The organism is Phaeobacter gallaeciensis, assembly GCF_001678945.1.
GTDB classification, from domain to species: Bacteria; Pseudomonadota; Alphaproteobacteria; order Rhodobacterales; family Rhodobacteraceae; genus Phycobacter; species Phycobacter gallaeciensis_A.
This window is the reverse complement of sequence record NZ_CP015124.1, coordinates 1,662,095-1,675,066: the sequence shown is the minus strand read 5'-3', so window position 1 is coordinate 1,675,066 and position 12,972 is coordinate 1,662,095. Positions and strand designations below refer to the sequence as shown.

General features: G+C 60.5%; 14 protein-coding genes. 12 read left to right on the top strand and 2 right to left on the bottom strand.

The features are described 5' to 3' along the window. Positions 1-109: 109 nt before the first annotated feature. Entirely contained in the window at positions 110-1,105 is a 996-nt protein-coding gene (gene ispH, locus JL2886_RS08035) for a 4-hydroxy-3-methylbut-2-enyl diphosphate reductase (protein ID WP_065271532.1), read from the bottom strand. 267 nt (positions 1,106-1,372) lie between these two features. Here ispH and JL2886_RS08030 point away from each other — a divergent pair, with 267 nt between their 5' ends. Next, positions 1,373-3,574 carry an ATP-binding protein gene (locus JL2886_RS08030; RefSeq protein ID WP_065271531.1) on the top strand — a complete coding sequence of 734 codons (2,202 nt, stop codon included), beginning with the start codon at positions 1,373-1,375 and terminating at the stop codon, positions 3,572-3,574. Between the two features lie 169 nt (positions 3,575-3,743). On the opposite strand, the gene JL2886_RS08025 is transcribed toward JL2886_RS08030, so the two are convergent. Continuing rightward, the gene (locus tag JL2886_RS08025; protein WP_065271530.1) at positions 3,744-4,316 is read right to left on the bottom strand and encodes an NYN domain-containing protein; all 573 of its coding nucleotides are present in this window, start codon (positions 4,314-4,316) and stop codon (positions 3,744-3,746) included. Positions 4,317-4,451: 135 nt separating this feature from the next. On the opposite strand from JL2886_RS08025, the gene folK reads away from it, so the two are divergent. The 11 genes from folK (at position 4,452) to JL2886_RS07970 (ending at position 12,970) form a co-directional block, all read left to right on the top strand. Further along, positions 4,452-5,024 carry a 2-amino-4-hydroxy-6-hydroxymethyldihydropteridine diphosphokinase gene (gene folK / locus JL2886_RS08020; RefSeq protein WP_065271529.1) on the top strand — a complete coding sequence of 191 codons (573 nt, stop codon included), beginning with the start codon at positions 4,452-4,454 and terminating at the stop codon, positions 5,022-5,024. 90 nt (positions 5,025-5,114) lie between these two features. Beyond that, a complete protein-coding gene (gene rpoZ, locus JL2886_RS08015) occupies positions 5,115-5,468 on the top strand; it encodes a DNA-directed RNA polymerase subunit omega (RefSeq protein ID WP_065271528.1) in 354 nt (117 codons plus the stop codon). Between the two features lie 38 nt (positions 5,469-5,506). After that, positions 5,507-7,651 (top strand): RelA/SpoT family protein, encoded by a 2,145-nt coding sequence (locus tag JL2886_RS08010; RefSeq protein ID WP_065271527.1) that lies wholly within the window; start codon positions 5,507-5,509, stop codon positions 7,649-7,651. A 33-nt stretch (positions 7,652-7,684) separates the two neighbouring features. Next, entirely contained in the window at positions 7,685-8,407 is a 723-nt protein-coding gene (locus JL2886_RS08005) for a DUF2062 domain-containing protein (protein ID WP_065271526.1), read from the top strand. Positions 8,408-8,507: 100 nt separating this feature from the next. Beyond that, positions 8,508-9,278 (top strand): pyridoxine 5'-phosphate synthase, encoded by a 771-nt coding sequence (locus JL2886_RS08000; RefSeq protein ID WP_065271525.1) that lies wholly within the window; start codon positions 8,508-8,510, stop codon positions 9,276-9,278. Beyond that, on the top strand, positions 9,275-9,712 hold the full coding sequence (locus JL2886_RS07995) for an ABZJ_00895 family protein (protein ID WP_065271524.1): 438 nt from the start codon (positions 9,275-9,277) through the stop codon (positions 9,710-9,712). The genes JL2886_RS08000 and JL2886_RS07995 overlap by 4 nt, the downstream gene beginning before the upstream one ends. Positions 9,713-9,728: 16 nt before the next feature. Continuing rightward, positions 9,729-10,160, top strand: coding sequence for a holo-ACP synthase (gene acpS / locus JL2886_RS07990; RefSeq protein WP_065271523.1), 432 nt, complete (start codon positions 9,729-9,731; stop codon positions 10,158-10,160). A 59-nt stretch (positions 10,161-10,219) separates the two neighbouring features. Further along, positions 10,220-11,056: a signal peptidase I gene (lepB, locus tag JL2886_RS07985; protein WP_065271522.1), complete on the top strand. Its 837-nt coding sequence runs from the start codon at positions 10,220-10,222 to the stop codon at positions 11,054-11,056. Next, positions 11,053-11,739: a ribonuclease III gene (gene rnc, locus JL2886_RS07980; RefSeq protein WP_065271521.1), complete on the top strand. Its 687-nt coding sequence runs from the start codon at positions 11,053-11,055 to the stop codon at positions 11,737-11,739. The genes lepB and rnc overlap by 4 nt, the downstream gene beginning before the upstream one ends. Beyond that, entirely contained in the window at positions 11,736-12,644 is a 909-nt protein-coding gene (gene era, locus JL2886_RS07975; protein WP_065271520.1) for a GTPase Era, read from the top strand. The genes rnc and era overlap by 4 nt, the downstream gene beginning before the upstream one ends. Continuing rightward, on the top strand, positions 12,641-12,970 hold the full coding sequence (locus JL2886_RS07970) for a DUF1491 family protein (RefSeq protein ID WP_065271519.1): 330 nt from the start codon (positions 12,641-12,643) through the stop codon (positions 12,968-12,970). Before era ends, JL2886_RS07970 begins: the two co-directional genes overlap by 4 nt. Positions 12,971-12,972 lie beyond the last annotated feature (2 nt).

Here is a 12,972-nt window from a genome sequence, read left to right as displayed (position 1 = left end):
TCAACTGCTAACACGCCGCGCCCGTTCAGGGGAGTCCCGGCACGCGGCAGATCTGTCGCGCGTGTTTGGGATCCGTCTGCTATAAAGGCCGACCCGGTTCTGGTCCGCTTCAGGCCGGGGCGCGCAGCACGCGGGGAACTTTGAACTCGACCCGCTCGACCGCGGTTTCCACGATGTCGACGGTGACATCGAAACGGGCACGGAAGGCATCGATGACCTCGTTCACCAGCAGTTCCGGCGCAGAGGCGCCTGCGGTGATGGCGATGCTGCGGATTCCTTCGAGGGCGCGCCAGTCGATATTCTCGGCCCGCTGCACAAGCTGTGAATAAGCGCAGCCCGCCTTGGCACCGACTTCGACCAGCCGCCGCGAATTGGAGGAATTGGGCGCGCCGACCACCAGCAGTGCGTCGGATTTTGGCGCCACGGCCTTTACCGCTTCCTGACGGTTGGTGGTGGCATAGCAGATGTCTTCCTTGTGGGGGCCGACGATGTTGGGAAACCGCGCCTCAAGCGCTGCGACGATGTCCTTGGTGTCGTCCACCGACAAGGTGGTTTGCGTCACATAGGCGAGCCGGTCCGGATCGCGGACCTCGACCGAGGCGACGTCACCGGGGGTTTCGACCAGAAGAACCTCGCCTTCGGGCAGCTGACCCATGGTGCCGATTGTCTCTGGGTGGCCCTTGTGGCCGATCATGATCATCTGCAGGCCCGCCTCGGCGTGGCGCTGGGCCTCGATATGGACCTTGGACACCAGCGGACAGGTGGCGTCCACATAGACCATCTGACGTTTTTCCGCTTCTGCGGGGACGGATTTCGGAACCCCATGCGCGGAGAAGATCACGGGGCGGTCGAGCGGGCATTCGTCCAGTTCCTCGACAAAGACGGCGCCTTTGGCGCGCAGCCCATCAACCACGTATTTGTTGTGCACGATCTCATGGCGCACGTAGACCGGTGCGCCCCATTTCTCCAGCGCCATCTCCACGATCTTGATCGCCCGGTCCACGCCCGCGCAAAAACCACGCGGGGCGGCCAGGTAAAGGGTCAGGGCCGGTTTCGCGGGCTGATTGGTCTGGGCCTGCTGGCCGGAGGACAGGTCTGAAGTCATGGTCGCGCATCTCCTTGCACGGCAGAGGTAGGGTTTTCCGGCCGCAAGGTCCAGAGGCAGCTGCCTGTTGCAGGCCACCCTAGGGCATCCTGCTGAAAACGACTGTAGATTGTCGCAGAAATGACGGAATGTTAACCTGATGCAGGCAGGCTGCTGTTTTGGATAAGGTGATTTCAGTGCTTTGCCTGCGGTTAGAGTGCGGGACTGAAAACACCGGTTTTCGCGAAACCCTCTTCACAGGGCGAGCGTTTGGTCTTGGGGGCCGGAGTGGCGGACGTAGCGAGTACAAAGAAAATCAGCAGCACCGCTGAATGGCGCGCGGTCGAGGACAGTATGGAACGCCGGTTCCGTACGGTACGGACCACGGCCAATCTTGTTGTGGTGATGAGTGTTCTGTGGATGGGTTTTGGCATCTACATGGGAGAGCTGACGGTCGTCGAAATCGCCCTGATCGCCGGCGCCGGTTCAGCGGCTGCCTGGTATCTGATGCGCACGCGGCACAAAATGGCGGCGCGGCTAATCTGGTTCGTCGCCGGCCTGTGCACGGTTCTGGGCGGGGTTTTCAACCTGCACCCGGCCAGCAGCGTCGAGTTCATGTTCGTGGCGCTTCTCGGCGGGCCGTTCATGGCCTTCTCTCTGAAGCGGGAAAAGCCCTATATTATCGGGCTGATCGTGGCGGTTCTGTGTGCCTGGATCGGGTACCGGCTTCTGGGTTATGATTACTTTGGCTCTCCGATCTTTGACGAGGAATTTTCTCGGACCTACCTGTCGATACCGATCATGCTGACCGTCTTCGGCATTATCATGATCGAGATGATGGCCTTTGGGCAGCTGACGGATTCCTATGGTCAGGAACTGTGGAAATCGCATCAGAAAGAGCGCAAGGCCAATCGTGCTAAAAGCGAATTTTTGGCCGCGATGAGCCATGAAATCCGCACCCCGATGAACGGGGTCATCGGCATGGTCGAAATTCTAGAGAGCACCGAGCTTTCCCCGGAACAGCGGCGTATCCTGCATGCGATCAAGGAGTCGTCGTCTTCCTTGCTGTGGATCATCGACGATATTCTGGACGTGTCGAAAATCGAAGCGGGCAAGATGGAGCTGTCGAATGCGCCGATGCGTTTGTTGCCCGTTGTCGAAAGCGTCGCCGAAACCCTGCGGGCCCATGCAGATCAGAAACGGGTCGAATTGTCCCTGTCGGTGCAGGCGAACCTGCCGGATTCTATCCTGGGAGACGCCGGTCGTCTGCGTCAGGTGCTGCTGAATCTGCTCGGAAATGCGATCAAGTTTTCGGCACCGCAGTCGGATGAACCCGTTGGCCAGGTCAGCTTGCGGGTGCAGTTGCAGGGGGACGACTGGATCGAGTTCGTTGTCGAAGATAATGGTATCGGCATGGATGCAGAGGTTCAGAAGGCGATCTTTCAGCCCTTTGAACGCTCCGGGGATGTGGTCAAGCGTATGATCCAGGGCAATGGTCTGGGGCTGACCATCGTCAAACAACTTGCAGAGAAGATGGGCGGCGAAATCTCGGTCGATAGTACTCTGGGAGACGGGGCGACTTTTACCCTGCGGCTGCCGGTGGCGGATGCTTCCGGCCCGCTCAAATGCCTGCGGCTGTCGGGGAAACAAGTCGTTGCCATGCTGCCCAAGGGCACCGATCGGGCCTGCTGGTCTTCTTATGCGCTGGCGGCGGATTGCGATATCAAATGGGTCGCAAACCGGGATGAGTACATGGCGATCGCGCGCAAGGCGGGACCCGACAAGATCTTTGTGCTGACGGCACCGACCGAGCAGGATCGCACCAGTGAATGGCTGCGCAGCCGGATCGAAGAAGAAGCGCCAGGCGTCAAGCTGCTGTCCCTGAGCCGCGACCGGACTGATGTCACGGGCATTCGCGCCCCGGGACGGTATTCGGTTCAGGACCTGCCGGTGATCCCCAAACATTTCTGGGACGGTCTGGCTTACCTGTCCGGTAGGGCGGCGCCGCAGGACCAGACGCGGGGCGCCCCCGTTTCTGAAGCGTCGGGACATGTCGGCGGGCGCATCCTGGTGGCTGAGGATAACGAGATCAATCAGGCCGTTTTTGAATCCCAGTTGGAACTGCTGGGGTATTCCGCAACGATTGTCCGGGACGGCAAGGAATGCCTTGAGGCCTGGGAGACCGGTCAGTTTGACCTTGTGCTGACGGATTGCCAGATGCCGACGATGGATGGGTTTGAGCTGACGGCCGCCCTGCGCGCGGCCGAAGCCCGGGACGGGCGCGGTCATACGCCGGTGATTGCCGTCACGGCCAATGCGCTGGAAGGGGAGGCGGATAAATGCCTTGCGGCGGGCATGGATGACTACTTGTCAAAGCCGGTGACCATTGCCGCGCTTGAAAAGGTTTTGAACGTTCATATGCCATCGGGCTCGGCGCTGCCGCAGGGGCTGGGGCGGCCACCGCCTGCTGCCCGTTCTGCCGGAGGATAAAAGCCCGAAGGTAGAAGGGGGCGGGGGAGCCGAGAACGGCCGGTGTTTCCTGCAGTTTCTGTCCGACAAGGGACCGGAATACAAAGAAAGGCGCCCCGAGTGGTTGGGCGCCTTTCTTTTGTTTTGATATCTGAAGGCCTGTGCAGCCCCAATATTCAGCTGTGAGAGGTCAGGACTGGGCCGCTGCGGGGGTGCGCTGCTCGTTCGGGTATTCGCGCGGCGGGCGGCCAATCACATCCTTGAGCTCTTCCAGCTCGATGAAATTGTCGGTCTGACGGCGCAGTTCGTCCGAGATCATCGGCGGCTGGCTGCGGATGGTCGAGACCACCGATACCCGAACGCCCTGCCGCTGCAGGCTGGCGATCAGCGGGCGGAAGTCGCCATCTCCTGAGAACAGCACGATATGGTCCACACGTGGCGCCAGCTCCATGGCATCGACGGTCAGTTCGATATCCATGTTTCCTTTGACCTTCCGGCGGCCCATGCTGTCAGTGTATTCCTTGGCTGGCTTAGTAACCATGGTGAAGCCATTGTAATGCAGCCAGTCGACCAGAGGACGGATCGGAGAATACTCGTCATTTTCCAGCAGTGCCGTATAATAAAAGGCCCGCAGAAGCTTGCCGCGACGCATGAATTCCTGCCGCAAAAGCTTGTAATCGATGTCAAAACCCAATGCCTTGGCGGCTGCGTATAGATTCGATCCATCGATGAACAGCGCAAGCCGTTCGTCTTTGTAAAACATCAAAATTGTCCTTCCGATATAACTATTCCGCCAGTGTACCGTGAGTGAATGCTAAAAAGCGGCGAAACAGGTGGACTTAATGTAAGTTATTTGACATCTGCCGCAAGTGGAAGGATTTTCGGAAGCGAGGCCAAAATGACCGAAAACCGGTCAAAATCACTGATTGCACTGGGAGGAAACCTGAACCTGCGCGATTTGTTGCCGCAGGACACCCTTGCGGCGGCCGTCGGGGAATTGCCCGGTGCGGAAATTTCCTTGCGCGCGGTTTCCCGGTTTTTCAGGACGCCCAGTTTTCCTGCGGGGGCCGGGCCTGACTATGCCAATGCTGTCGTTGAGATCGAAACAAGCCTTTCTGCGCAGGCACTGCTGACCCGGCTGCACGAGATCGAGGCGCATTATGCCCGCGAGCGCGGAGAGCGCTGGGGTATGCGGACGCTTGATCTCGATCTGATCTCGTTAGGAGACAGTGTCCTGCCGGATCAGGATGAATATGTCCGCTGGCGCGATCTGCCGCTGGAAGTGCAGATGAAGGCAACGCCGGACCAACTGATTCTACCGCATCCGCGGGTGCAGGACCGCGCCTTTGTTCTGGTGCCGCTGTGCGACATCGCGCCGGATTGGTGTCATCCTGTGCTGCATAAAACAGCCGCCCAGATGCGGGATGCCCTGCCAAAAGCAGATATCGACAGCGTTATCCCGATATATTGACCCGTTTCGGGGTTTTCTTCGCTTGTCAATAAAAACATATGGGCGTAGAAGTCTCCCTTCCGGACCCACTAATATTTTGGAGAGTCGCCCATGGCCCGCGTGACGGTTGAAGATTGCGTAGACAAAGTCCCCAACCGGTTTGAGCTGGTAATGCTTGCGGCCCATCGTGCCCGCGAGATTTCCGCAGGCGCCCCGATCACCGTGGAGCGTGACAACGACAAGAACCCCGTCGTGTCGCTGCGCGAGATCGCAGAAGAGACCCAGAGCGCCGACGAGCTGCGTGAGCGTCTGATCGAAAGCAACCAGACCCAGATCGAAGTCGACGAACCCGAAGAGGATTCGATGGCGCTTCTGATGGGGGCCGACAACGACAAACCCTCCGAGGACGATATGTCTGAGGAAAAACTGCTGCGTGCGCTGATGGAGGCCCAGAGCCAGGGCTGAGCGGCGCAGAGATTGCTACCTGAGGCTGCGGACCGGATATGACTTCTGCTGAAATTTCCGCCGGAGATCTGATTGCTCTGGTCCGCAACTATAACCCCAAGACAAACGCGGATCGCATCGCCGAAGCCTATGCCTTTGGCGAAGAGATGCACAAAGGCCAGTTCCGCCACTCGGGTGAACCCTATTTCACCCATCCGGTGGCCGTCGCAGCGATCCTGACCGAGCAGCGCCTTGATGATGCGACCATCATCACCGCGCTGCTGCACGACACCATCGAAGATACCAAAGCGTCTTATGACGAGGTTGCCCGCCGATTTGGCGATGAGGTGGCCATGCTGGTTGATGGGGTCACCAAGCTGACCAACCTGCAACTGTCGAGCCGGGAAACCAAGCAGGCGGAAAACTTCCGCAAGCTGTTCATGGCGATGTCCAAGGATCTGCGGGTGATCCTGGTGAAGCTGGCTGACCGGTTGCACAATATGCGCACGATCAAGGCGATGCGCCCGGAAAAACAGGCGCAGAAAGCCCGCGAAACCATGGATATCTACGCGCCTCTGGCCGGGCGCATGGGCATGCAGTGGATGCGTGAGGAGCTTGAGGATCTGGCGTTTCGGGTGCTGAACCCCGAGGGCCGCCAGTCGATCATCCGCCGTTTCGTGACATTGCAGCGGGAAACCGGCGATGTGATCCACCGGATCACCGGCGATATGCGCGCCGAGTTGGAAAAGGCCGGGATCGAAGCCGAAGTCTTTGGCCGCGCCAAGAAGCCTTATTCGATCTGGCGCAAGATGCAGGCCAAGGATCAGGGATTCTCGCGCCTCTCCGATATCTACGGTTTCCGTGTGATTACCCAGTCCGAGGAAGACAGCTATCGCGCGCTGGGCGCCATCCACCAGCGCTGGCGGGCGGTTCCGGGCCGGTTCAAGGATTACATCAGTCAGCCGAAATCCAACGGGTATCGTTCGATCCACACCACGGTGTCTGGCCGTGACGGCAAGCGTGTCGAGGTGCAGATCCGCACCCGCCAGATGCACGATGTGGCCGAAACCGGCGTTGCCGCGCATTGGTCCTATCGCGATGGCGTGCGCTCGGAAAACCCATTTGCGGTGGATCCGGCGAAATGGATTTCCTCTCTCACCGAACAGTTCGACGCCGAGGAGGATCACGATGAATTCCTCGAAGCCGTCAAGCTGGAGATGTATTCCGACCAGGTCTTCTGCTTCACCCCCAAGGGGGACGTGATCAAGCTGCCCAAGGGCGCGACGCCGATCGACTTCGCTTATGCAATCCACACTCGTATCGGCCATGCCTGCGTTGGCGCCAAGGTGGATGGCATCCGGGTGCCGCTGTGGTCGCGGCTGCGCAATGGCCAGTCGGTCGAGGTGATCACCGCCGAGGGACAAACGCCGCAGGTCAGCTGGCTGGAAATCGCCACCACTGGCAAGGCTCGCACCGCCATCCGCCGCTCGTTGCGCGAAGCGGACCGGGCGCGCTTCGTCAAGCTGGGGCATGAATTGGCGCGCTCGGCCTTTGAGCATGTGAACCGCAAGGCAACAGACAAGGCTCTGGAAACAGCGGCCCGGGCGCTGCGCGTCGGTACTGTCGATGAACTGCTTGCCCGTCTGGGCGCGGCAGAGATCGTGGCCCATGATGTCGTTCAGGCGGTCTATCCTGAGCTGACAGCCCACGAGAGCGAGGAAATTTCCCCACGCCGCGCGGTGATCGGTCTGGAGCCGGGGCAAAGCTTTGAACGCGCGCCATGCTGCCAGCCCCTGCCTGGGGAGCGGATCATTGGCATCACCTACCGCGGCCAAGGCGTAGTCGTGCATGCGGCCGATTGTGACCGGCTGGGCGAATTCGAAGAGCAGCCAGAGCGCTGGGTCGATGTGCATTGGCATAGCGGCACCCACCCGGCCGTCTACAACACCACGCTTGAGATGATCGTCGGCAACGATGCAGGCGTGCTGGGGCGGATTTGTACATTGATTGGTGAGAAGAAGGCCAATATTTCGGACCTGGAATTTGTTGATCGGAAACCAGACTTTTACCGGCTTATGATCAATGTCGAGCTACGGGATGTGGAACAGCTCCATTCCCTCATGTTGACGTTGGAGGCGGAAAGTCATGTCGCCGAAGTGGTGCGGTTCAGGGAAAAACCGGTAAAGCACACAATTCCGGGATAATGGTTCGGCTGGAACCGGGAAGGACGCAGACCGTTGGTATTCAGGCGCCGGGACAGACGTCCGCCCCTTCGTGCGGTTGCGGATTTTTTCTGGCCTCGGGGCGGTTGGACCCGGGCGTTTCACTACGTCAAGCACCGCGTCCGCAGGCTTCCCGATTCGCCTGAACGCATTGCCCGCGGCATCTGGGCTGGGGTCTTTACCACCTTCACACCGTTCTACGGGATGCATTTCGTTGTGGCGGCGATCATCGCGCGGGTGATGAATGGCAATATCCTTGCGGCGCTCAGCTCGACCTTCTTCGGCAACCCTCTGACCTATGTGCCGATCGGGGTGGCCTCGCTGCAGACCGGCCACTGGCTGCTGGGCACCCATTTTGACGAGGAAGTGGACAAGTCTCTGGTGGGCAAATTTTTCGCTGCCGGTGACGATCTGAAGAACAACCTCTTTGCCCTCTACAGTGACCGCCCGGCGGATTGGCACGGGTTGCAGGTGTTCTACAACGAGGTGTTCTATCCCTATATGATCGGCGGCATCATTCCGGGCATCATCTGCGCTACGGTTTGCTATATGGTCAGCCTGCCGCTGATCCGGGCCTATCAGCAGCGCCGCCGGGCCAAGATCAAGGCCAAGTTTGAAGAGATCAAACGCCGCGCCGCGCTGGAAGGTGCGGAAAGCACAGAACCTCCGGCGAAGAAGGGGTTGAAAACCAGCCTCAAGTCATCGCTGGGTGCGCGTGTGAAACGCCGCGCGGATTAGACTGCCGTGGTTTCCCTAATCAGGATGGAAAATCGGGGTTGCCCCCAGAGTTTGCCTGTCTAGTCTCTGGCGCAGGACATTCCTTTCAGGACCGAGGACCATGGCAGAGAACAAGGCACAGAACAGGTTGAGGCTGGGCGTCAACATCGACCACGTGGCCACCGTGCGCAACGCCCGCGGCGGTGACAACCCGGATCCGGTGCGCGCCGCTCTGCTGGCGCAGAACGCGGGCGCCGACGGGATCACTGCACACCTGCGCGAAGATCGCCGCCATATCATCGACAGCGACATCGAAGGCATGATGCAGGTGCTGCAGGCACCGCTGAATTTTGAAATGGCTGCCACTGAAGAAATGCAGGCCATCGCCCTGCGTCACAAGCCCCATGCGATCTGCCTGGTGCCGGAGAAGCGCGAAGAGCGCACGACCGAGGGCGGGCTTGACGTGGCCGGGAATGACAATGCGCTGGCAGAATACATCACCCCCCTGCGCGAGGCGGGCAGCCGGGTGTCCATGTTCATCGCTGCCGATAAGGCCCAGGTCGAAGCCAGCCACCGCATCGGCGCGCCGGTGATCGAACTGCACGCAGGTGCCTATGCGGATGCCTGGGCCGAAGGTCGCTGGGACGAGCGTGACGCCGAACTGGCGAAGATCACCGAAATGGCCGCCTATGCGCATGATCTGGGGCTGGAGGTCCATGTCGGACACGGTCTGACCTACGACAGCGTTGGTCCCATCGCCGCCCTTCCGCAGGTCATGGAGCTGAACATCGGTCATTTCCTGATCGGCGAAGCCCTGTTTGTGGGGCTGCCTGCAGCCATCGCGGAAATGCGCCGCCGGATGGATGCCGCGCGCAGCGGGGCAGAGGCATGAACCTCAAACGCTTTACGCTGGTCTATGTGGCTACGGCTCTAGGGGTGATCGCGGTTGTCTATGCCGTGCAGGTCCTTTTGGGTCATAACATTGCCAATGGCGGGATGAGCATCATTCCTGCCATCGTTGCGGCGATGGTCGAAGGGCAACGATACGCCAAGGCAGAACGTGCGGTGCCGGAAAGCGCTGTCCTGTGGCGGTTTGCAAAGGCTGCAGCGCTGATGATCCTTGGGCTGAGCCTGATCTTCGTGGTGCTTCTCAGCGTCATCATGCCACCGCTGCGCCAGATGATGAGCGATCCGGTCGGCGCCAGCGTCCTGTTTGGGGGAGCGCTGCTGCAGGCGGCGCTGGGGCTTGTGCTCGTGCGGTTCTTTACCGGCATGGGTGCGAAATCTCAACTGACCGCGATCCGCAAGAAAGAAGGGCGGGACTGACCGCCATGGGTGCTTCATGATCCTTGGCATCGGGACCGATCTGGCCAACATTGACCGCATCCAGCGCACGCTGGACCGTTTTGGCGACCGGTTCCGCAACCGGGTCTTTACCGAGGTCGAACAGCGCAAGTCCGAGCGTCGCCGTGATGTGGCGGGCACCTATGCAAAACGCTGGGCGGCCAAGGAGGCATGCTCCAAGGCGCTGGGAACCGGGCTGCGCATGGGCATCGCCTGGAAAGACATGTCCGTTAGCAACCTGCGCACCGGCCAGCCCGTCATGCATGTGACCGGCTGGGCTGCGGACAGACTCGCCAAGATGACCCCGCCGGGCCACGAGGCGCATATCCATGTCACCCTGACCGATGATCACCCTTGGGCGCAGGCCATCGTGATGATCGAAGCGCGACCCTTTGCTGACGCAGCGGGGGAATCCGGCGGGGATGCTTGACTTAGACCCAGCCGGGCCGCATGTAGCCCCCGACCCAACCTACAACACCGGAGAGCCTGATGACGGCCAAATCCCATGCCGGACACTCGATCCTTGAGACGATAAAGACCATTGTCTACGCGCTGCTGATTGCCGGCGTGTTCCGGACGTTGTTCTTTCAGCCGTTCTGGATCCCTTCGGGTTCGATGAAGGAAACGCTGCTGATTGGTGATTTCCTGTTCGTAAACAAGATGGCCTATGGCTATTCCTATGCTTCCTGCCCCAGCGTACGGCTGGGCAGTATCGGGATCGACGTCGATGCCAGTGACATCTGCGGCTTTCTGGACGGGGAAAACACCCGCATTCTGGGGAGCGAGCCCGAGCGCGGTGATGTCGTCGTCTTCCGGCATCCGGTGACGGGCACCGATTTCATCAAGCGACTGATCGGCCTGCCCGGCGACCGTATTCAGGTGACCAATGGCGTTCTGCAGATCAATGGCACTGCTGTCGCGCTGCAGGACGCAGGCGATTTCGAGGAGCTGATGGAGCGTCAGGGGCCGATCGGCTCTTACCCGCGCTGCGAGAACGCACCGGTGGGTGAGGGCGCGACCTGTGCCAAATCACGGCAGATCGAAACCTTGCCGGGTGGGGTGGAGCATGTAATCCTGAATATCGCCAATCAGGGCATGGATCACACGGGCGTTTATCAGGTGCCCGAAGGCCATTATTTCTTCATGGGCGACAACCGCGACAATTCCAGCGATAGCCGCCTGCCGCAATCTGCCGGAGGTGTCGGCTTCGTACCGTTTGAAAACCTGATCGGGCGCGCGGATCGCATCATGTTCTCTTCTGCCGGGCGCTCGATGCTGTATTTCTGGACCTGGCGTGGTGATCGTTTCTTCAAGGGGATCGAGTGAAACTGTCTAAAGACATGCGGGCATTTGAGGATCGGATCGGGCACAGCTTTGCCCGGCCCGAACTTTTGCTGCGCGCGCTGACCCATGCTTCGGTGTCTTCGCCGAACCGCAAGGACAACCAGAGGCTGGAATTTCTCGGCGATAGGGTGCTGGGCCTCGTGATGTCCACCGCGCTGTTGGAACATGACAAGACCGCGACCGAAGGCCAGCTCGCGCCGCGCTTTAACGCGCTGGTGCGCAAGGAAGCCTGCGCCGATGTCGCCCGCGAGATCGACCTTGGCTCGGTGCTGAAACTGGGCCGGTCTGAAATGATGTCCGGCGGGCGCCGCAAGGAGGCCCTGCTGGGCGATGCGATGGAGGCGGTAATCGCCGCCGTCTACAAGGACGCCGGGTTCGAGGCAGCGCAGGAGATGATCCTGCGGCTGTGGGGATCGCGTATCGGCAAGGTCGAGGACGACGCCCGCGACCCGAAGACCGCTTTGCAGGAATATGTGCAGGCGCGCCGCCAGAACCCGCCGGCCTATGTGCAGGTTGCCCGCGAAGGCCCGGATCACCAACCGATCTTTACCATCGCGGTCCGACTGGATGACGGGACTGAGGAACAGGCCAGCGCCGGGTCGAAGCGGCAGGCTGAACAGGCCGCTGCCAAGGCGCTTTTGACACGATTGGAGCAAGACACATGACCACACGCGCCGGGTTCATTGCCCTGATCGGAGAGCCGAACGCAGGCAAATCCACCCTTTTGAACCGCATGGTGGGGGCCAAGGTCTCGATCGTGACCCACAAGGTACAGACCACCCGCGCCCGGATCCGGGGTGTGGCGATGGAGGGCGACAGCCAGCTGGTGTTTGTCGACACGCCCGGCCTGTTCAAACCGCGCCGCCGACTGGACCGCGCCATGGTAGCAGCCGCCTGGGGCGGCGCAGCGGATGCGGATGTCGTGGTGCTGCTGATCGAGGCCCATCGCGGCGTTACCGAAGGCGTGGAGCGCATCCTTGAAGGGCTGGCCGACATCGGCAAGGGCCGCACTGTGGCGCTGGCGATCAACAAGATCGACAAGGTGCAGGCCGAGGACCTCCTCGCGCTGACCAAGAAGCTGAACGACGCCTATGAATTCTCCGAAACCTTCCTGATTTCCGCCGAACGCGGCCACGGGGTCGAGGATCTACGTCACTGGTTGGCAGAGCAGGTCCCCGAGGGGCCGTGGCTTTACCCTGAGGATCAGATCGCTGATCTGCCCATGCGCATGATCGCGGCAGAGATGACCCGCGAGAAGCTGACGCTCCGCCTGCACCAGGAACTGCCCTACCAGTTGACCGTCGAGACCGAGAACTGGGAAGAGCGCAAGGATGGCTCCGCCAAGATCGACCAGATCATTTATGTGGTTCGCGATGGTCACAAGGGCATCGTTCTGGGCAAGCGCGGCGAAACCATCAAGGCCGTCAGCCAGGCTGCCCGCGCCGAGTTGGAGGAGTTCCTGGACCGCAAGGTGCATCTGTTCCTGCAGGTCAAGGTCCGCCCGAACTGGCTCGAAGAATCCGAGCGCTATTCGGAGATGGGACTTGATTTCAAAGACGGAAACGCATGAGCCGTCTGACCGCGCGCTTTTGGGTCGATGCCTATCTTGCCCGGCTCCGGTTTTCTGACATTCCGGCCTTTGTGACCGCGCATGGCGATGACACCGCCGGCGCGGTTCTGGTCAAGCTGAACACACTTGATGGGCAGGCGCAGGCCTTTCACCGCTCTTACGATCTGATGAGCGGCGACCGCAAATGGGTTCTGCTGGCCGAAGGGCCAGAGACTGATGTCGATGCTTCGGTCCGGCGGCAGGGCGAGTTTGACCCTGACCTCTGGGTGATCGAGGTCGAGGACCGGCAGGGGCGTCACCTGCTGGATGAACCGGGGCTCGAGTAGGC